Origin of the sequence: Bradyrhizobium sp. 199, from assembly GCF_023073355.1 — a bacterium.
In the GTDB taxonomy this organism is placed as follows: Bacteria; Pseudomonadota; Alphaproteobacteria; order Rhizobiales; family Xanthobacteraceae; genus Bradyrhizobium.
Window position 1 is genome coordinate 474,413 of the sequence record NZ_JADPJI010000002.1, and the last position, 19,706, is coordinate 494,118.

Consider the following 19,706-nt stretch of genomic DNA (forward strand, 5'->3'; position numbering starts at 1 on the left):
CATGACGAGTGGATAGACATTGCCCCGCAGCTTCGACACGCCTCTGCCGATCGATGCCGTGCTCGACGATTTGTCGCGCACGCTGGAGGCCAACAACGCCGCGGTGCTGGTGGCGCCGCCGGGCGCCGGCAAGACCACGCGGGTGCCGCTGGCGCTGCTGGACGCGCCCTGGGCAAAAGGCAAGAAGATCATCGTGCTGGAGCCGCGCCGCATCGCGGCGCGCGCCAGCGCGGACCGCATGGCCAAATCGCTGGGCGAGCGGCCCGGGGAAACCGTTGGTTACCGCGTCCGGTTCGGCTCGAAGATCTCGCGCGCCACGCGCATCGAGGTGGTGACCGAGGGCATCTTCACCCGCCAGATCCTCGACGATCCCGAACTTTCAGGCGTCGCGGCCATCCTGTTCGACGAATTCCACGAGCGCTCGCTCGATGCCGATATGGGCCTCGCCCTGGCCCGCGACGCGCAAACCGGCCTGCGCGAGGATCTGCGCATCCTCGTGATGTCGGCAACGCTCGACGGCGCGCGCGTGGCAAAGCTGCTCGGTGAGGCGCCCGTCGTCGAAAGCGAGGGGCGCGCCTTTCCGGTCGACACGCGCTATCTCGGCCGCAAGGCGGACGCACCGGTGGAGCGGCAGATGGCGGACGCGATCGCATCCGCGCTGCGCGCCGATGGCGGCTCGGTGCTGGCCTTCCTGCCGGGCGCCGCCGAAATCCGCCGCACCCAGAATTTCCTCTCCGAGCGCGTGCAGGACGCCTCGATCGAGATCGTGCCGCTGTTCGGCGCGCTCGATGCCGCCGTGCAGGACCGCGCCATCGCGCCGGCGCCCAAGGGCATGCGCAAGGTGGTGCTGGCGACATCGATCGCCGAGACCTCGCTCACCATCGAAGGCGTGCGCATCGTGGTCGATTCCGGTCTTGCCCGCGTGCCGCGCTACGAGCCGGACATCGGCCTGACGCGGCTCGAGACCGTGCGTGCTTCGCGTGCGGCGGTGGACCAGCGCCGCGGCCGCGCCGGCCGCACCGAGCCGGGTGTCTGTTACAGGCTCTGGGACGAGCCGCAGACGGCCTCGCTGGCGCCTTACACCCAGCCGGAAATCCTCAGCGCCGATCTGTCCTCGCTGGTGCTCGATCTTGCGCAATGGGGCGTCACTGACCTCTCGGCGCTGTCGTTCCTCGATCCGCCGCCCGCGCCGGCCTGGAAGGAGGCCAAGAGCCTTCTGGCCGAGCTCAACGCGCTCGATGGCGACGGCCGCATCACCGCGGAAGGCAAGAGCCTCCGTGCCTTGGCACTGCCGCCGCGGCTTGCGCGCATGATCGTGGATTCGCATCGTGCCGGCGAGGGCGAGGCCGCCGCGGAGATCGCGGCGATCATTACCGAGCGCGGGCTTGGCGGCGACAGCGTCGATCTCGAGCACCGCCGCGACCAGTTCCGCCGCGACCGCTCGCCGCGCGCGTCGAGCGCGCGCGACCTGGCGCGGCGCTGGGCCTCGCAGGTGGCGGCGTCGGAGAAGGCGGGGCCACAAGACGACATCTCGGCTGGTTTGATGCTCGCCTACGCGTTCCCGGACCGCATCGCGCGCAATCGCGGCAATGGCAGTTTCGTGCTTGCCAATGGCCGTGGCGCCGCCGTCGAGCAGACCTCCTCGCTCGCCCGCGCGCCCTACATCGCGATCGGCGAGATGACGGGAACGGCAGCGAGCGGGCGTATCCTGCTCGCCGCGCAAATCACCGAGGGCGAGATCGAGCGGCATTTCGCCGAGCATATCGAGACAGCCGACGAGATCTCCTTCGATCGCGGCGCGATGGCGTTGCGGGCGCGGCGCAAGCGCGTGCTGCATGCCATCACACTGTCCGAGGCGACGCTGGCCGTCTCGCCCTCGGAAGACACCGTGCGCATTTTCGCCGACGGCTTGATCGCCGCCGGTCTCGACCGGTTGCCTTGGTCGAAGGCCGCAAAGCAGTGGCGCGACCGGGTGATGTTCCTGCGCAAGACGGAGGGCGACAGCTGGCCTGATCTTACGGACGACGGATTGAGCGCGCGGCGTGACGACTGGCTGGTGCCGGCGCTCTACGACAAGATCGCGCTGAAGGATATCTCGCCGGGCGATCTCTCCGACGCGCTGATGGCGCTGCTGCCGTGGGAGATGCGCGCGCGGCTCGACCGCGAGGCGCCGACGCATTTCGAGGCGCCGACCGGAAGTGTGCTCGCGATCGACTACGAGGCCGAGCAGGGGCCGACCATCGCGGTGCGGCTGCAGGAATTGTTCGGTCTCAATATCCATCCCTCGATCGCAGCCGGCAAGGTGCCGCTGGTGCTGGAGCTGTTATCGCCGGCACAGCGCCCGGTGCAGGTGACGCGCGATCTCCCGGGTTTCTGGCGCGGCAGCTACAGCGCAGTGCGCTCCGATCTGCGCGGCCGCTACCCGCGCCATCCCTGGCCGGACGATCCGGCAAATGCGCTGCCGACCCGGCGCATCAAGCCGCGCGGGACGTGAGAAACACGGCGGCCCGTTAACCGTTCGCTCATCCTTTTCGCCAAAATGACACCGTCCCGGCCGCAGCTCCGCTCGCGGCCGGGCGTGCCGCGTGGTGAAATCGAGCTTTCGGCTCGGAAGTGGTGTAATGCGTAACATTATGATCTTCGCGGCCGTCATGATCGGCCTCGGTACCTTCATGGCCCAGATGGCGGACAAGATGAGCTCGGCGTCCGCGACGTCGGCGCCGCGCACGACCGTTGCCGTCGCGGCCGCGGCACCGACCGGGGGCCGCAGCCTCGCCATTTCCCGCGATGGCCGTGGTCACTTCCAGACCGAGGGCAGGATCGAAGGCCAGCGCATCGGGTTCATGGTCGACACCGGCGCCTCCGTGGTTGCGCTGAATGAGACCTCGGCCGCCCGCTTTGGCCTCCGTCCCTCGCGCAGCGAGTACAGCGCCACCGTCTCCACTGCCAACGGCACCATCAAGGCTGCCCGCACCCGCATCGCCATGCTCGATGTCGGCGGCCTCATTGTGCGCGACGTCGACGCCATGGTGCTGCCCGACGCGGCGCTGTCGGAGAACCTGCTCGGCCTCTCCTTCCTCTCCCGCCTCAAGCGCTTCGAATACGCCAACGGCCAGATGGTGCTGGAGCAGTAGGCCCGCCCGGAGGGCCCTCGACGGGGTTCCCGCCGGGCCAAACAGGGTGCTATATTCTGCGAATGAATGGCCCCGATGCGATAGCGATCCTGCGAAAGTCTGAGCCTGCTCTTCGCGAGCGCGGCGTTTTGCATGCCGCGTTGTTCGGCTCGGTGGCGAGGGGCGAAAATCACTCTGGCAGCGATGTCGATATCATGGTCGAGATTGATCCAGCTGCGCGGATTACAGTCTTCGACTACGTCGAGCTCAAAGAATACATCTCCAACCTCTTCGACGAGCCGGTTGACGTCGTCAATCGCGACGGTCTGAAATCATACGTCGCTCCTGCCGCGACGGCCGACGCTGTCTATGCCTTCTGATCGCACCGACGGGATCCTCCGGGATATCCTGCATCACATCGATTTGGCGATTGAGTTCGCCGCAGGTGCTGATCGCGACGCGTTCGCGGCGGACCTGCGGACGGTCTATGCGGTTACGCGATGCCTGGAGATTATTTCAGAGGCATCCCGTCGCCTGCCCGATGATGTGAAATCGCGGCATCCAGCCATCGCATGGAGGCAAATGGCGGCCGCGGGCAATGTCTATCGACACAACTACGAAGACGTTGCTGCCCATTTCGTCTGGGAGACTGTTCAACAGGCTCTGCCGCCTCTCAGGGAGGTCCTTGAAGAAGAGGTTGCCCGGCTACAGACTTAACCCCATTCTGGTCAGACATTTATATCGTGACGTCGGCACTTTCTTCGTTGCCAAACTGCCGCAATTAACGGCCATAAGCCTTCATTCCCGCCTTCCGCTGCGGCCCGGCATTCGCTAAGGCTGCATCATTTCCTGCCCCCTTTTCACGAGATCGTCGCAATGTTCCCGAAGCCGAAATCCGTATTGTTGCCCAACACCTACGCCTTCGAATCCGAGCCGATGGTGAAACCGACCGGCTTTCGCGAGTACGACGCGCGCTGGTTGTTCCAGAAGGAAATCAACCTGATGGGTGTGCAGGCGCTCGGCATGGGGCTGGGCGCGCTGATCGCTGAGCTCGGCGTCAAGCAGGAGATCGTCACCGGCCACGATTTCCGCGGCTATTCGGCTTCGATCAAATACGCGCTGATCTCCGGCCTGATGGCCGCGGGCTGCAAGGTGCACGACATCGGGCTGGCGGTGACGCCGATGGCCTATTTCGCGCAGTTCGATCTCGGCGTGCCTTGCGTCGCTATGGTCACGGCCTCGCACAATGACAACGGCTGGACCGGCGTGAAGATGGGCGCCAACCGTCCGCTGACCTTCGGCCCCGACGAGATGACGCGGCTCAAGGAGATCGTGCTCAATGCCGATTTCAAGAACAAGGCCGGCGGCTCCTACCAATTTCACGAGAACTATCCGGCGCGCTATATCGCCGACCTCACCTCTCGTTCGAAGCTGACGCGCAAGCTCAAGGTCGTCGCCGCCTGCGGCAACGGCACCGCCGGCGCGTTCGCGCCGCAGGTGTTGGAGGCAATCGGCTGCGAGGTGGTCCCGCTCGACACCGAGCTCGATCACACCTTCCCGAAATACAATCCGAATCCGGAAGACATGGAGATGCTGCACGCGATCCGCGATGCGGTGCTGCATCACAAGGCCGATGTCGGGCTCGGCTTCGATGGCGACGGCGACCGCTGCGGCGTCGTTGACAATACCGGCGAGGAGATCTTTGCCGACAAGGTCGGCGTGATGCTGGCGCGCGACATGTCGGCGATCCACAAGGACGCGCAGTTCATCGTCGACGTGAAGTCGACCGGCCTGTTCGTGACCGATCCGGTGCTGCAGAAGCAGGGCGCGAAGGTGGCCTATTGGAAGACCGGCCATTCCTACATGAAGCGCCGCACCAACGAGACGGGTGCGCTGGCAGGCTTCGAGAAGTCCGGCCACTTCTTCTTCAACAAGCCGTATGGCCGCGGCTATGACGACGGTCTGGTATCGGCAATCGCAATCTGCGACATGCTCGACCGCGCGCCTGGCAAGTCGATGGCGGACCTGAAGAACGCGCTGCCGAAGACCTGGTCGTCGCCGACGATGTCGCCGCACTGCGCCGACGAAACCAAATACGGCGTCATCGACCAGGTGGTGAAGCACTTCGAGGGCTTGCAGGCTAAGGGCGCCAAGATCGGCGGCCAGTCGATCCGCGATCTCGTCACCGTCAACGGCGTGCGCGTCACGGTCGAGGACGGCAGCTGGGGGCTGGTGCGCGCCTCTTCCAACAAGCCCGAACTCGTCGTCGTGGTCGAGAGCCCGGTCTCCGAGCAGCGCATGCACGACATGTTCGAGATGGTGAACAGCGTGCTGCGCACGCATCCGGAGGTCGGCGAGTACAATCAGAAGATCTGAGGTGTAAGCGAAGGCGCGCCTTGAGCCGCGACTTCCGCCGTCATGCCCGGGCTTGTCCCGGGCATCCACGTCCTTCTGCCTGTGTCGCTACGCGTGGATGGCCGGGACAAGCCCGGCCATGACGACGACCCATGAAGCCGCGCCAAGGAGTAAGTAGACTCTAAGCCGCCACCACCGCGGGGATCGGCAGCGTGGTGACCGACTTGATCTTCTCCATCGCGAAGCGCGAGGTGACGTTTTTCAGCGGCACCGCGCTGATCAGCTTCTTGTAGAACACGTCATAGGCCTGCATGTCCGCGACCACGACGCGCAGCATGTAATCGACGTCGCCGGCCATGCGATAGAACTCCATCACCTCGGGCATGGCGCTGACGGCTTCGGCGAACTTCTTCAGCCAGGCGTCGGAATGGTCGGAGCTCTCGACCGACACGAACACGGAGATGCCGAGCCCGATCTTGTTCTGGTCGACGAGGGCGACGCGCTTGATGATCACGCCGTCGGCCTCGAGTCGCTGGATGCGCTTCCAGCAGGGGGTCGAGGACAGGCCGACGCGGTCGCCGATCTCGGCGACGGACAGCGAGGCATCCTCCTGCAGCACCATCAGGATCTTGCGGTCGATGGCATCGAGGCGGCGGCTGGTCTCGGGGATCTGGACGGCGACGTCGGTCATTTGAAGAACTTTGTTCCATTTCAGGGGCTGATTTCCCTGATATAGAGAAAATCCTTCCACGACAAGCCCAAATCTCGGCGCGAGAGTGGAGTAGCTCTACGGTCCTCCGCGCAAAAGTCCTTCAACTTCAATGCGTTGAGGGGCGGCTTGGCCGCCGCCATGGCGGGTGCATTTCAGCGCCGCGGCGGCCGCGGCGAATCGCAGCGCCTGCCGCAGCCCCTCGCCCTCCGCGGTGCCAAGTGTGAACGCGCCATGGAAGACATCGCCGGCGCCAAGCGTATCGACCGCCTGGACCGGAAAGGCCGCAGTCTCTTCCAGCTCGCCCGTCTCGTTCAGCCAGATCGTGCCGCGCGGACCGCGGGTCGCGGCCAGGAAGGCGGGCGTCAGCTTGGCGAGAAGCCTCAGGGCCCCGCCGTCATCAGTGATCCCGGCGGTCTCCTGCACCTGCTCGCTGGCGAACAGCAGGTGCGAGGCCGCGGTGAGCAGGCCGTCCTGCAACGACATCGAGCGGTCGACGCCGACGACGACGGGAAGGCCGCGCCGGCGTGCCTCGGTGCAGAGCGGGATCGAGAACGCGGCGCAGCGGCTCTCGACGAGGACAGCCTGACAATCGTCGAGCAGCTTGTCGGCATCACCCAGCTCGACCGTCCAGAGAGCAGGATCGCGATAAATGGTCAGCGTCCGCTCACCGGTCGCGTCGATGATGATCGCCGAGACCGGCGTGCTCGCAGCCGGCATGCGCACGATATGGCTGGTCTCGATGCCTTCTGCGGTCATGCGTTCGAGGATGAAGTCGCTCGACATCTCGCGAGCATCGCCCATCGGTCCTGCGAAGGCGACGCGGCCGCCAAGTCGCGCGATCGCGATGGCGGCGTTGAGCGCATTGCCGCCGCAAATCTCGGCGAGATGCGTGGCGTTGGCCTTGCTGCCGGGTACGGGCACGGCCTCGACGCGAAAGGTCAGATCGCGCACCGGAATTCCGATGCAGAGGATGCGCGGCGCGGCCTTAAGTAGCGCCATGGGCGGTCAGCTCTTGTCGTGTACCCAGCGGCCGAGCAGGTGATGGGCGATGGCGAAGGGATGCGGGCCGGCGAACCCGTCCGGATGCGTCCGTGTCAGCATCAAGGCGGCCTCCTCGCGGGTGAACCAGCGCGCGTCTTCCAGCTCCGTGCGATCGACGACGATGTCTTCGCTCACGGCCCGGGCGCTGCAGCCGATCATCAGCGAGGACGGATAGGGCCATGGCTGGGTCATGTAATACTGCACGTCGGTGCATTTGATCCCGGACTCTTCGAGGATCTCGCGGCGCACGGCGTCCTCGATCGTCTCGGCAGCCTCGACGAAGCCGGCGAGGCACGAATACATGCCCGGCGGAAACTGCTTCTGGCGGCCGAGCAGGCACCTGTCGCCTGAGGCGACATGCATGATCACGACGGGGTCGGTCCGCGGGAAATGCTCCGCCTTGCAGCTCGGGCACTCGCGCTTCCAGCCGCCTTCCTTCATCGCGCTGCGCGTGCCGCAATTGGCGCAATAGCCATGGCGCTGGTGCCAGCTCACCATCGACTTCGCCATCGCGATCGCCGAGAGCTCCTCCGGGGCAATCGCGCCCTGCATCGCCATGCCGCGCAACTCGGTCAGGGTGTAGTCCTCGCGTCCCACCAGCTTCTCGGCGGCAGCCTGCGACAGGCCCATGCCGAACATCGCGGCGCCATCGCGCAGGCCGAGGAAGATCGTGCCGGGATTGGCGCCGCACTTCAGCGCCTCGTCGATCGAGAGCAGCGCACGCGTCTTGTCGCCTTCGCGCCTGACCAGGAGCGAGTCTCGGTAGACGACATAGGCGCGCGAAGTCGGCTTCTGCTCCATCGCGAACAGCTTCTCGTCGTCGCGGCGCAGATGCGCGGCGCGGTCGAGGATGTTGGTTACGAAGGCCGGCTGCCCCAGAGGAAATGCGTCGAATGCTGACATTATCGTTCTTTCAACCCAACCAGATCTTGCGGCGGAGCGCGCTGATGAAATTCTGAACCTCTGCGGTGTCATGCGCCAATGGCGGCATCACGCCCCAGACCGGCCGTGGCCAGGCGGCGTCACTGGTGCGGCGCGCGATGATGTGAACATGAAGCTGCGGCACGAGGTTGCCGAGCGCGGCGACATTGAGCTTGTCGCAATTGGTGATCTCCTTCAGCGCACGCGAGACGCGGGAGATCTCCGTCATCAGCTGCGCCTGCTGCACCTCGTCGAGATCGATGATCTCCACCGCGTCGGGACGCCGCGGCACCAGCAGCAGCCAGGGATAATGCGCGTCCTTGATGACCAATACCTTGGACAGCGGCAGATCGCCGATGTCGATGGTGTCGTCTTTCAGGCGGGAGTGCAGCGACCAGGCGGGTTCGGGCATACAGTGTTCTCTTGATTGATTCTTACCGTCGCAGAGACCTCGCTCTCAGACAACATCCGTATGCGCCGTGGTCCGTATGCGCCGGACTGGGCAAGCCACGCCGCTCTTTCGCTTGGAAACTGCTCCGGAAAGGGAAAGGAGCGATTCGGGCCAGGAAGGACCCAGCGGCTGCGGGAACAGCATTACGGCCCGCTTGCTTTCCGGTCCTTTTGGCCCCAAATAGGGACCGGGAGATTGGCGGTGGACGAGCCACTCGCCAACCGGGTCAGGTCCGGAAGGAAGCAGCCCTAACGAGGTCCGGATCGGGTCGCTCGTCAGTCTCCTACCTGTTTTTCGAGCGAAACCAGCGCCGGCGGCACCAGCCGCCAGCGCGCTCCTTTCCGCAAAAGCCGGCCAGAGACATTTCATTGCGGATCGATCGATGACCGACGCTGGCGCCCCTCCCAATCCCGATAGCGCCGGTCAGGCCGCCAACGCGCCTTACCGGGTGCTGGCGCGCAAATACCGCCCCTCGAGCTTTGACGATCTGATCGGCCAGGAGGCCGTGGTCCGCACCGTCTCCAATGCGTTTGAGACCGGCCGCATTCCACAGGCCTGGATCCTCACCGGCGTCCGCGGCGTCGGCAAGACCACCACCGCGCGCATCCTGGCCCGTGCGCTCAACTACGAGATGTCGGATGGCTCGGTGAAGGGCCCGACCATCCACATGCCGACGCTAGGGGTGCATTGCCAGGCGATCATGGAAAGCCGGCACATGGACGTGCTGGAGATGGACGCCGCGTCGCATACCGGCGTCGACGACGTTCGCCAGATCAACGACAGCGTGCGCTATGCGCCGGCCAGCGCCCGCTACAAGGTCTACATCATCGACGAAGTCCACATGCTGTCCACGGCGGCGTTCAACGCCTTCCTGAAGACGCTGGAGGAGCCGCCGGAGCACGCCAAATTCGTGTTCGCGACCACTGAGATCCGCAAGGTTCCGGTCACGGTGCTGTCGCGTTGCCAACGCTTTGATCTTCGCCGCGTCGACGCCGATGTGCTGATGAAGCATCTCGCCAACATTGCGGCCAAGGAGAGCGTTGAGATCGAGCCGGAGGCGCTCGGCATCATCGCCCGCGCCGCGGAAGGTTCGGTGCGCGATTCGCTGTCACTGCTGGACCAGGCGATCGCCCATGCCGCGGGCCAGGTGAAGGCCGATGCGGTCAGGCAGATGCTGGGGCTCGCCGATCGCACCCGCGTCATCGACCTCTTCGATTCGCTGGCGCGCGGCGACATCGCCAGCGCCTTCAATGAATTCCGCGATCAGTACGATGTCGGCGCCGATCCGGTCGTCGTACTCTCGGATCTCGCCGAATTCGTCAATTTCGTCACCCGCGTGAAGATCGTTCCCGCGACCGCCGACAACGTCGCCTATGGCGAGACCGAGCGCGTGCGCGCGAAGGAGTTCGCCTCGAAGATCTCGATGCGCGTGCTGTCGCGGATGTGGCAGATGCTGCTCAAGGGCATCACCGAGGTGCAGGCGGCGACACGCCCCGCTGCGGCCGCCGAGATGGTGCTGGTGCGCATTGCCTATGTCGCCGACCTGCCGACGCCGGACGAAGCGATCAAGATGCTGGAGCAGAACGGCGGCAGCTCGCCGGTCGTGAGCAGCGGCGGTGTTGCGCGCAGCAGTGCGCCGGCTGCGCCGGTGGCCTCCGCAGCGCCTGTTCGTATGCCGACGTCGTCGCCATCATCGTTCGGCGGTGGGGGCGCGCGGCCGCAGATGGCGGCGCCCGCACCGGATCCGCAAGCTGCTGCGCCCGTGTTGCGCGTCACGAGCTTCGCCCAGCTCGTCGCGCTTGCTGGGCAGAAGCGCGACATCATGGCAAAGAGCGCGCTTGAAGGCGATATGCGCCTCGTCCGTTTCGAGGAAGGCCGGCTGGAAGTCGCGTTGGAGCCGAACGCCTCCAAGACCATGATCTCCGAGCTCGCGAAGAAATTCGAGCTGTGGACCGGCCGGCGCTGGACCATGATCGTCTCGAATGAGGCGGGCCAGCCGACGTTGCGCTCGGTGAACCAAGCCGCCAAGCAGGAGCATGCGCGGACCGCGGAGGCCGATCCGCGCGTGCAGGAGGTGCTGTCGCGCTTCCCCGGCGCAAAGGTCGTCGAGGTTCGCAGGCTTGCCCCCGAGACGCCGGAAGCCAATATAAACGCTGACTATGGCAGTGACGATCCGCCCGACGGTTCCGACGGCGACGACGATCTCTGAGCCATTCTTTCTTTCCAAGGACACGCACCCATGGCTGATTTTCTCGGCATGATGAAGCAGGCGGCGCAGTTGCAATCCAAGATGCAGGAGATGCAGGAGCAACTCGCCAACGTGGAAGTCGAAGGCATCTCCGGCGGCGGCCTCGTTGCCGTGCGGATGACCGCGAAGATGGACGTCAAGGGCATCAAGATCGATCCCTCGCTGATGAAGCCGGAAGAGCGCGAGGTGCTGGAAGACCTGCTCGTCACCGCCATGGGCGATGCGCGCCGCAAGGCTGAGGCCGCGATGCAGGAGAAGATGCAGGCGCTCACCGGTGGGCTCGGCCTGCCGCCGGGGTTGTTCGGCCAATAATATGGGCGCTGTTGCAGGTCCCGAAATCGAACGGCTGGTCCAGCTGCTCGCACGGTTGCCGGGTCTCGGTCCGCGATCGGCGCGGCGCGCGGCGCTGCACCTGATCAAGAAGCGCGAAGCGCTGATGATGCCGTTGTCCTCGGCCATGCAGGTCGCGCTCGACAAGGTCGAGGTCTGCAAGAGCTGCGGCAACATCGACACGCAAAATCCCTGCACCGTATGCACCGATCCGAAGCGCGACCCGACCATCATCGTCGTCGTCGCCGACGTCGCCGATCTCTGGGCGCTGGAGCGGGCCAATGCCACGCAGGGGCGCTATCACGTGCTGGGCGCGACATTGTCGCCGCTCGACGGCGTCGGCCCGCAGGATCTGACCATTGACGCGCTGGTGGCGCGTGCCCATGATTCGCAGGTGCACGAAATCATTCTGGCGCTGAATGCGACGGTGGACGGCCAGACCACCGCGCACTACATCACCGACCTGCTTCAGGACGCCAATGTGAAGGTGACGCGGCTTGCCCACGGGGTTCCCGTCGGCGGCGAGCTTGATTATCTCGATGAAGGTACGCTATCGGCAGCGATGCGGCAGCGGACCCTGTTCTAGCAATCCCAAGATCTCACGGAACGGACGACATGACGAAACTTTTCGCCACACGATTAGCTTTGCTCGCGACAATGGCGATGCTGGCGAGCCCTGCCATCTCCGCGCAGCAGGGCGACGAAGCGGCGCCGCCGTCCAAGCCCGGCAAGCCGATCAACACCGGCGACGTGCTGTCGGGCGAGTTGAACGCGATGAAGGTGCGCGACGTCAAAAAGGCGGGCAAGCGGATCGCGATGTACCAGATCACCTCCGAGCCGCGCCGCCTGCCGGCGCCGAACGGACTGTGCAATCTCGAGACCGGGCCCGAGACGTTCCAGCTGGTCCTCTCCAGCGACGCGCAGGCCACGCAGTTGAAATCGTTCGTCGGCAAGGAGATCTCGGTCAAAGTCGACGAGATCGCCTGCGCCAGCGATCCCGGCCAGATGAGCGAAGCCGTGATCACGAAGTGGAGCTTGATCAAGAAGCAGTAGGGGGACACGCGCGCCACCCTCTCTGTCGTCATTGCGAGGAGCACTTTGCGACGAAGCAATCCAGACTGTCACCGCGGCGGCAGTCTGGATTGCTTCGCTTCGCTCGCAATGACGAAATTGAGAGAGTCGTCCTACACCCTCACCGGCCCCAGCGCCTCGAAATGCCCACGCCTCTGCAAGTACGTCAGCAACACCAGGCTCGGGATCGCCACCAGCACGCAGATCACGAAGAACAGCGGCCAGCCGGTGGTATCAGCCACGAAGCCGGCACTCGATGAGAGATAGGTCCGCCCAACCGCCGCGAGCGCAGTGAGCAGCGCATATTGTGTCGCCGTGTGCAGCGGGTTCTGGCACAGCGCCGAGAGATAGGCGACGAAGATCACGGTGCCGATGGCGCTGGTGAAGTTTTCGGCACAGATGGCGAGGGCCAAGGCCCATTGATTGGTGCCGACCACTGCCAGCCAGGAAAAGGTCAGGTTGGCCAGCGCCTGCACCACGCCGCCGATCCAGAGCGATGTTGCCAGCGGATAACGCCGCGCCAGGAAACCGCCGGCAAATCCGCCGATCAGCGTCGCAGCCAAGCCGACGCCCTTCACGATAGCCGCATAGTCATTGCGGGAGAAGCCGAGGTCGATCACGAACGGCGCGGTCATCGTGCCTGAGAAGGCGTCGGTGAACTTGAACAGGACCACGAAGGCAAGCGCGGCAGCTGCGTCCTTCCGTGACAGGAATTCCGAGAATGCGCCGACCGCCGCGCGCAGCACGCGCGCGAATGCGGTCTCTGTTTTCGTCGCAGCTTCGGCCAGGACCGATTGCCCGGGCTCGGTCGCGGCCAGCGCGGTGATCGTGCCGATCAGCACCATCGCAGCCATCACAACGTAGCCCCACATCCAGGCCGAGGTGCGGGTGATGCCCGTGCTCTCGAAACCCGAGACGATGAACAGTGCGCCCGCGGTCGAGACCAGCATGCCGATCCGATAGGCCGCGACGTAAGCGGCCATGCCGGCAGCCTGCTCGCTTTCAGGCAGGCTCTCGACGCGGAAGGCGTCGACCACGATGTCCTGCGTCGACGACATCGTCGCCACCAGCAGCGCGCCGAGCGCGACATAGAACGGCGATCGCGCCGGGTCGGTCATCGCCAGCAGCAGGATGGCGACGATCAGCAGCAATTGCGAGAACAGCAGCCAGCCGCGCCGTCGCCCGAACGCGCGCGTGAACAGCGGCACGTGCAGCGCATCCACCAGCGGCGCCCACAGGAATTTCAGCGTGTAGGGCGTGCCGACCAGTGCAAAGAGTCCGATAGTCTTGAGATCGACCCCGGCCTCGCGCATCCACACCAGCAGCGTCGAGCCCGACAGCGCCAGCGGCAGGCCGGAGGAGAAGCCGAGGAACAGCACGATCAGCACCCGCGGCTGCAGGTAAACGGCTAAGCCGTCGCGCCAGGTGGTCGCAGGAGCGGAAGTCGCGGCAGGGGAGGTCGCGTCGGGTGCGGTCATGGGGAGGTGTTAGCAGATTCTGGGGGCGGTGCCTCTGCTCCAGAACTCGTCATGCCCGGGCTTGTCCCGCCTGCGCGGCCGAAGCCGCTTCGGCGAGGCGAAGGCCCGGGCATCCACGTTCTTGGTGCGGCTGAAGGACCGTGGATGGCCGGGACAAGTCCGGCCATGACGACTGAACTTACTCCCCGGCCCGGAGTTTCCGCGGGAACAGCTCGGCAGCGCCGGTCGCCACGAGATGCGGGCCTTCGGGCGCATCTGCCTTGCTGAAATCCAGCTCCTCGATTCGTCCGGCGCGCTTTTCGATCTTGTCGGCGGAGATCAGCACCTGCCGCACGTCCTCATTCGCGTCGGCAAAATGTTTCTGCAGCTTGAGCACGCGGTCGCGCAGGCGCCCCAGATCGTCGCCGAGCTTGATCACCTCGGTGCGGATCTGGTCGGCGGCATCGCGCATGCGCGCGTCCTTCATGATCTGCTGCATCACCTGGATCGCGAGCATCAACAGCGAGGGCGACACCAGCACGACGCGGGCGCGATAGGCCTTCTGGATCACGTCGTCGAAGCCGTCGTGGATCTCCGCGTAGACCGATTCCGACGGCACGAACATCAGCGCCATCTCCTGGGTCTCGCCGGCGACGAGATATTTTTCGGCGATGTCGCTGACATGCTTCATCACGTCGCCGCGCAGGCGTTGCGTGGCGACGCGCCGCTCCTCGTCGGTTCGCGCATCGTGCAGCGCGGTCACCGCCTCCAGCGGAAACTTTGCGTCGATGCAGAGCGGACGCTGGTCGGGCAGGAACACCACGCAATCGGGCCGCTTGCCGGTCGACAGCGTGAACTGGAACTCGTAGGCGCCCTTTGGAAGTCCGTCCTGGACGATCGCCTCCATCCGCGCCTGACCGAAAGCGCCGCGCGACTGCTTGTTGGCGAGCACGTCGCGCAAGGTCGTCACCTGCGTGGTGAGGTCGGTGAGGTTCTTGTGCGCGCTGTCGATGATGCCGAGCCGCTCGTGCAGCGCGCGCAGGCTCTCCATGGTGTTGCGGGTCGAGTGTTCCATGGACTGGCCGACGCGATGGGTCACCGAATCCAGCCGCTCGTTGACCGCCCGCGCCATCTCGGCTTGGCGGCCGGCCAGCGTCTGGGTCATGGCATCGACCCTTCCAGAGGATTCGCTCTGCGCGTGCAGCACCTGGCTGAGGCGCTCCTCGAGCTCGTCGGCCCGGATCGCGTGCGCCATGGCGAGTTCCGCCCCGCGCCGCCCGGACCGCGCGAGGACCAGGGCGATCACCCCCAGCAGGACGAGCACAAGCGCACCAAAGCCGATCAGCGCGTGGATGGTGCGCACCGGCCAGTCGCCGAGCATGAAAATAATCTCGTTCATGCCCACCGTTCTAACCGATTCGCCGGGGTCCGCGAACGAATAGCGAACGCTTATGGTTAACCACTCCCTAATTTTTATGGTTAACAAAGCGCGAAGTTTTATGGTTAGCGGAGCGTTAACGGGTTCCTGGCCGCATTGACCGGCCGAAGGCAGCGGCTTAAATCGCGGCCATGGCCCTCAGAGAAATCATCATCCTGCCCGACAAGCAGTTGCGTCTGGTCTCCAAGCCGATCGAGAAGGTCACGCCGGAGATCCGCAAGCTTGCCGACGACATGTTCGAGACCATGTACGATGCGCCTGGCATAGGCCTCGCCGCGATCCAGATCGCGCAGCCGCTGCGGCTGATCACCATGGACCTCGCAAAGCGAGACGAGAACGGCGAGACCACGCCGCTTCCGCGCGTCTTCATCAACCCCGAAATCATCGCCTCGTCCGAGGAACTGTCGGTCTACGAGGAAGGCTGCCTCTCGATCCCCGAATATTACGAGGAGGTCGAGCGCCCCGCGAAGGTGCGCGTGCGCTTCACCGATCTCGACGGCAAGGTGCACGAGGAGGATGCCGAAGGCCTCTACGCCACCTGCATCCAGCATGAGATCGACCACCTCAACGGCGTGCTGTTCGTCGACTATCTGTCGAAGCTCAAGCGCGACCGCGTCATCAAGAAGTTCGAGAAAGTCGCCAAGCGCGCGGAGTGAGTTAGGTTTGGTGCTGCTCGCACTCCCCTGCGCTCCCTCCCCCCTTGTGGGGGAGGGCGGGGGAGAGGGGTAGCCCAGGCGGAAGTCTATCCATGATCTGAATCAAGTGTGTGCCGCGAAAGCTCAACCGAGAGAGCGCGTCGTGTGGCACCCCTCTCCCTAGCCCTCCCCCACAAGGGGGGAGGGAACGTACCGAGTGCTTGTCATGCCTCTCCGCCTGATCTTCATGGGCACGCCTGATTTCTCCGTGCCGACGCTGCTCGAGCTGGTCGCGCATGGCCACGAGATCGCAGCCGTCTACACCCGCGCGCCTAAGCCCGGCGGGCGGCGCGGCCTGCAATTGCAGCCGACCCCGGTCGAGGAGGCCGCGCGAAAGCTCGGCGTGCCCGTGCTGACGCCGAAAACGCTGAAGACCGAGGAAGCGGCGCAAGAGTTTCGCGCGTTCGACGCCGATGCCGCCGTCGTCGTCGCCTACGGCATGATCCTGCCGCAGGCGATCCTCGATGCGCCCAAGCTCGGCTGCTACAATCTGCACGCCTCGCTGCTGCCGCGCTGGCGCGGTGCTGCTCCCATCAACCGCGCAATCATGGCCGGTGATGCCGAGAGCGGCGTGATGGTGATGAAGATGGATGTCGGTCTCGACACCGGCGACGTCGCGATGGCCGAGCGGCTCGCCATCACCGACAGCATGACCGCGGCCGATCTGCATGATCGCCTGTCCCGGCTCGGTGCCGACCTGATGGTGCGCGCCATGGCCGCGCTCGCCCGTGGCGGGCTCCAGCTCAAGCAGCAGAGTGAGGACGGCGTCACCTACGCGGCCAAGATTGACAAGGCCGAGGCGCGGATCGACTGGACGAGGCCGGCGCGCGCGGTGCTCCGCCACATCCATGGCCTGTCGCCGTTTCCAGGCGCCTGGGCCGAGCTGACAGACGTCAGCGAGAACGCGCGCGTCAAGATCCTGCGCTGCGAGCTGGCGAAGGGCTCGGGCGCACCGGGCGAGGTGCTCGACGATCAACTCACCATCGCGTGCGGCGAAGGCGCGATCCGCGTCATCGAGCTGCAGCGCGAAGGCAAGGCTCGGATGCAGGCCACCGACTTTTTGCGCGGGGTGCCGCTCACGCCGCCAATGCGGCTGGCCTGATGCCGCGCTACAAGCTCACCATCGAGTATGACGGCGCGCCGTTCTTCGGCTGGCAGGTACAGGAGACGCTGCCTTCGGTGCAGGGCGCGCTGGAAGCGGCGGTGAAGGCAATGACCGGCGCGGATCTGCGCGTGCATGGCGCGGGCCGCACCGATGCCGGTGTCCATGCGCGCGGCCAGGTGGCGCATGTCGATGTCGACAAGCAGTTTCCACCGGGCCGTTTTCGCGACGGGTTGAATGCGCATCTGCGCCCGCATCCGATCGCGGTGCTAGAGGCCGAGATCGTGCCCGACAGTTTCGAGGCGCGCTTCTCTGCTGTGAAGCGCCATTATCGCTACCGCGTGATCAACACGCGCGCCAATCTCGCCCTCGACATCGGCCACGCCTGGCGCGTGCCGCGCCGGCTCGATGCCGACGCGATGCATGCGGCAGCGCAACGTCTGCTCGGCAAGCACGATTTCACCACCTTCCGCGACACCGAGTGCCAGGCCAGGTCGCCGGAGAAGACGCTCGATCAGCTCGACGTGCTGCGCGACGGCCGCGAGATCACGATCATCACCTCGGCGCGCTCCTTCCTGCACAGTCAGGTCCGCTCGATGGTGGGATCGCTGGTCTGGGTCGGCGACGGCCGCTGGACCGCCGACGATCTCTCCGCAGCGCTTGCTGCGCGCAACCGCGCTGCGTGTGGCATCGTCGCGCCGCCGGACGGGCTGTATCTGATGAAGGTGGATTATTAGGGCTTGATGCCGCCACAAGCGTTATGGCCGAGCTCGTCCCGGCCATCCAGCATCTTTCTTGTTTGCAGCGGCCAAGTACGTGGATGCCCGGGCCTTCGCCTCGCCGAAGCGGCTTCGGCCGCGCAGGCGGGACAAGCCCGGGCATGACGGCGGAGTGAGTAGCTGGCAGCAGAGCCTAGCCAAAATACCTTGCCAAAATCCCGCGATACACCTTCGTCAGCTTCTCCAGATCCGTCACCGGCACGCGCTCGTCGACCTGGTGCATGGTCTGGCCGACCAGGCCGAACTCGATCACCGGACAATAGCTGGAGATGAAGCGCGCATCCGAGGTGCCGCCTGACGTCGACAGCTCCGGCTTGCGACCGGTCACCTCCTCGATCGCGGAGACCGCGAGGTCGGTGAACGGGCCGGGCTTGGTCACGAACACGTTGGAGTTCGAGGGCTCCCAGACGATGCGTGCGCGGATGCGGTTGCCGCAGGCTGTTGTCAGCCGCGTCTCGACCAGCTCGCGCAGGCTCGCCTGGGTGTGGTTGTCATTGTAGCGGATGTTGAATTTTGCGCGGGCCTCGCCGGGAATGACGTTGCTCGCTTTGTTGCCGACGTCCACTGAAGTAAATTCGAGATTGGAAGCCTGGAACTGGGCGCTGCCGTGGTCGAGCGGCTCGTCGGAGATCGCGACGATCAGCCTGGAGATGTCAGGTACCGGATTGGAGGCGCGGTGCGGATAGGCGACATGGCCCTGCACACCGTCGACATAGAGCGTGCCCGATTGCGAGCCACGGCGGCCGACCTTGATGGTGTCGCCGAGCGTCTCAACATTGGAGGGCTCGCCGAGCACGCAATGATCGAATTTTTCGCCGCGCTCGGCGGCCCATTTCAAGAGCTTGATGGTGCCGTTGATGGAGACGTCTTCCTCGTCGCCGGTGATCAGGAACGAGATCGAACCTGTTCCATCGGCGCGCGGCTTGCCTTCATTGGCGGCGAGATGCTCCAGCACCGCGGCGACGGAGCAGGCGATGCCGCCCTTCATGTCGACCGCGCCGCGGCCGTGCAGGATGCCGTCCTTCACCTCGCCGGAGAACGCGCCGACGCTCCATGCGCTCTCATCGCCTGGCGGCACCACGTCGGTATGGCCGGCAAAAGTGATGTGCGGTCCCTCGTTGCCGATGCGCGCATAGAGATTGTCGACGTCGGCGGTGCCTTCCTCGCTGAACGTCACGCGATGGCAAGTGAAGCCGGCGGCGGAGAGGGCTTTTTCGAGCACCCCGAGCGCACCGGCATCTTCGGGGGTTACCGAGGGGCAGCGGATGAGATCGCGGGCAATGGAGAGAGCATCGGTCATGCGTCCCGCTTAACATGCATGCCGCCGGGTGGGCTAGCACGGGGCGGAACAAATTCGATCTCGCGGCTCTGGTCCCAGCTTTTGGCAGGGGGCACGGCGCAGCCGTCCTCGATGTCGGCGAGCGGATCGGGGCCGAACCTGTTGTCGCCAATACTGCCGGGGATGCAGAACATCTCGACGAAGCCCCACAGCCACAGGCTGGAAGCGGTTAGGCTGAACGGAAGCATCCAGTTGGAGTCAGGCAGCAGGTCCGAGAACTGGCTGAACAGGCCGGTTACGAAAAAGAACGGAACGATCCACCAACCGCTCCTGTCCCGATCGTGCAGCCGCTTGATGCCCGTCGCGAGGAAAATCCATGAGAACAGCGCCAGGCCGGACGACTTCAGGATCAGATCCGTGCGGTCAACGGACGCCAGCGAGTGATAGGCCCGGGGGTCGACCAGCTTGAAGAGGTCGTCGAGGCCGAAGTCAAAATCGAGCTTGATGGATAGCTTGGGCGATCCCTCGGCGCTGACGAGGTGGATCAGCTGACCGACCGTTCCCAGCAAGGCTGCCAGCACCGCAACGATCAGCAGCGCCTGCCACAGCAAAGCGCGGTTGATGCGGCCGTCGAAGCGGAAAAGATACCAGGTCCAATCCATCCAAGAGGGCTCCGGACGGTGGAGGCCGCCCGGAAATTGGTCGCGACGGAGG

At 65.2% G+C, this 19,706-nt stretch carries 20 protein-coding genes and 1 other RNA gene; 13 read left to right on the forward strand and 8 right to left on the reverse strand.

Translation table 11 applies throughout. The features are described 5' to 3' along the window. Positions 1–19 precede the first annotated feature (19 nt). From hrpB to IVB28_RS02190, 5 genes are all read left to right on the forward strand, one after another. A complete protein-coding gene (gene hrpB, locus IVB28_RS02170; protein WP_247524419.1) occupies positions 20–2,494 on the forward strand; it encodes an ATP-dependent helicase HrpB in 2,475 nt (824 codons plus the stop codon). A 127-nt stretch (positions 2,495–2,621) separates the two neighbouring features. After that, positions 2,622–3,134 (forward strand): TIGR02281 family clan AA aspartic protease, encoded by a 513-nt coding sequence (locus IVB28_RS02175; protein ID WP_247524420.1) that lies wholly within the window; start codon positions 2,622–2,624, stop codon positions 3,132–3,134. A 62-nt stretch (positions 3,135–3,196) separates the two neighbouring features. After that, positions 3,197–3,493, forward strand: coding sequence for a nucleotidyltransferase family protein (locus IVB28_RS02180; RefSeq protein WP_247524421.1), 297 nt, complete (start codon positions 3,197–3,199; stop codon positions 3,491–3,493). After that, a complete protein-coding gene (locus IVB28_RS02185) occupies positions 3,483–3,830 on the forward strand; it encodes a HepT-like ribonuclease domain-containing protein (RefSeq protein ID WP_247524422.1) in 348 nt (115 codons plus the stop codon). The genes IVB28_RS02180 and IVB28_RS02185 overlap by 11 nt, the downstream gene beginning before the upstream one ends. A 159-nt stretch (positions 3,831–3,989) precedes the next feature. Then, the gene (locus IVB28_RS02190; protein ID WP_247524423.1) at positions 3,990–5,489 is read left to right on the forward strand and encodes a phosphomannomutase/phosphoglucomutase; all 1,500 of its coding nucleotides are present in this window, start codon (positions 3,990–3,992) and stop codon (positions 5,487–5,489) included. 160 nt (positions 5,490–5,649) lie between these two features. Here the strand turns inward: IVB28_RS02190 and IVB28_RS02195 are convergent, their stop codons facing one another. The 4 genes from IVB28_RS02195 to IVB28_RS02210 all read right to left on the reverse strand — a co-directional run bounded on the left by IVB28_RS02195 (position 5,650) and on the right by IVB28_RS02210 (position 8,554). Beyond that, positions 5,650–6,159 carry an Lrp/AsnC family transcriptional regulator gene (locus IVB28_RS02195; protein WP_247524424.1) on the reverse strand — a complete coding sequence of 170 codons (510 nt, stop codon included), beginning with the start codon at positions 6,157–6,159 and terminating at the stop codon, positions 5,650–5,652. 96 nt (positions 6,160–6,255) lie between these two features. After that, complete coding sequence (locus IVB28_RS02200) at positions 6,256–7,179, reverse strand: sugar kinase (RefSeq protein ID WP_247524425.1); 924 nt, start codon at positions 7,177–7,179, stop codon at positions 6,256–6,258. 6 nt (positions 7,180–7,185) lie between these two features. Beyond that, positions 7,186–8,124 carry an NAD(+) diphosphatase gene (gene nudC, locus IVB28_RS02205; RefSeq protein ID WP_247524426.1) on the reverse strand — a complete coding sequence of 313 codons (939 nt, stop codon included), beginning with the start codon at positions 8,122–8,124 and terminating at the stop codon, positions 7,186–7,188. Positions 8,125–8,134: 10 nt separating this feature from the next. Next, positions 8,135–8,554: an HIT family protein gene (locus tag IVB28_RS02210; RefSeq protein ID WP_247524427.1), complete on the reverse strand. Its 420-nt coding sequence runs from the start codon at positions 8,552–8,554 to the stop codon at positions 8,135–8,137. A 229-nt stretch (positions 8,555–8,783) separates the two neighbouring features. Between IVB28_RS02210 and ffs the strand changes: the two genes are divergently transcribed. The 5 genes from ffs to IVB28_RS02235 all read left to right on the forward strand — a co-directional run bounded on the left by ffs (position 8,784) and on the right by IVB28_RS02235 (position 12,224). After that, an RNA gene (ffs, locus tag IVB28_RS02215) (signal recognition particle sRNA small type) lies at positions 8,784–8,880 on the forward strand. Between the two features lie 95 nt (positions 8,881–8,975). Continuing rightward, on the forward strand, positions 8,976–10,802 hold the full coding sequence (locus IVB28_RS02220; RefSeq protein WP_247524428.1) for a DNA polymerase III subunit gamma/tau: 1,827 nt from the start codon (positions 8,976–8,978) through the stop codon (positions 10,800–10,802). Positions 10,803–10,832: 30 nt separating this feature from the next. Further along, entirely contained in the window at positions 10,833–11,153 is a 321-nt protein-coding gene (locus IVB28_RS02225; protein ID WP_028138899.1) for a YbaB/EbfC family nucleoid-associated protein, read from the forward strand. Between the two features lies 1 nt (position 11,154). Then, on the forward strand, positions 11,155–11,757 hold the full coding sequence (gene recR, locus IVB28_RS02230) for a recombination mediator RecR (protein ID WP_247524429.1): 603 nt from the start codon (positions 11,155–11,157) through the stop codon (positions 11,755–11,757). Between the two features lie 29 nt (positions 11,758–11,786). After that, positions 11,787–12,224: a hypothetical protein gene (locus tag IVB28_RS02235; protein ID WP_247524430.1), complete on the forward strand. Its 438-nt coding sequence runs from the start codon at positions 11,787–11,789 to the stop codon at positions 12,222–12,224. 131 nt (positions 12,225–12,355) lie between these two features. On the opposite strand, the gene IVB28_RS02240 is transcribed toward IVB28_RS02235, so the two are convergent. Together IVB28_RS02240 and rmuC are read right to left on the reverse strand one after the other, a co-directional pair. Further along, on the reverse strand, positions 12,356–13,720 hold the full coding sequence (locus IVB28_RS02240) for an MFS transporter (protein ID WP_247524431.1): 1,365 nt from the start codon (positions 13,718–13,720) through the stop codon (positions 12,356–12,358). A gap of 178 nt (positions 13,721–13,898) precedes the next feature. Beyond that, on the reverse strand, positions 13,899–15,098 hold the full coding sequence (gene rmuC / locus IVB28_RS02245) for a DNA recombination protein RmuC (protein ID WP_247524432.1): 1,200 nt from the start codon (positions 15,096–15,098) through the stop codon (positions 13,899–13,901). Between the two features lie 170 nt (positions 15,099–15,268). Between rmuC and def the strand changes: the two genes are divergently transcribed. The 3 genes from def (at position 15,269) to truA (ending at position 17,671) form a co-directional block, all read left to right on the forward strand. Beyond that, positions 15,269–15,793: a peptide deformylase gene (gene def, locus IVB28_RS02250; RefSeq protein WP_247524433.1), complete on the forward strand. Its 525-nt coding sequence runs from the start codon at positions 15,269–15,271 to the stop codon at positions 15,791–15,793. Positions 15,794–15,998: 205 nt separating this feature from the next. Next, positions 15,999–16,934: a methionyl-tRNA formyltransferase gene (gene fmt / locus IVB28_RS02255; RefSeq protein ID WP_247524434.1), complete on the forward strand. Its 936-nt coding sequence runs from the start codon at positions 15,999–16,001 to the stop codon at positions 16,932–16,934. Further along, the gene (truA, locus tag IVB28_RS02260; RefSeq protein WP_247524435.1) at positions 16,934–17,671 is read left to right on the forward strand and encodes a tRNA pseudouridine(38-40) synthase TruA; all 738 of its coding nucleotides are present in this window, start codon (positions 16,934–16,936) and stop codon (positions 17,669–17,671) included. The genes fmt and truA overlap by 1 nt, the downstream gene beginning before the upstream one ends. A 175-nt stretch (positions 17,672–17,846) precedes the next feature. Here the strand turns inward: truA and dapE are convergent, their stop codons facing one another. Together dapE and IVB28_RS02270 are read right to left on the reverse strand one after the other, a co-directional pair. Beyond that, a complete protein-coding gene (gene dapE / locus IVB28_RS02265; protein ID WP_247524436.1) occupies positions 17,847–19,013 on the reverse strand; it encodes a succinyl-diaminopimelate desuccinylase in 1,167 nt (388 codons plus the stop codon). Further along, positions 19,010–19,654, reverse strand: coding sequence for a DUF805 domain-containing protein (locus IVB28_RS02270; protein ID WP_247524437.1), 645 nt, complete (start codon positions 19,652–19,654; stop codon positions 19,010–19,012). Before IVB28_RS02270 ends, dapE begins: the two co-directional genes overlap by 4 nt. Positions 19,655–19,706: the final 52 nt, after the last annotated feature.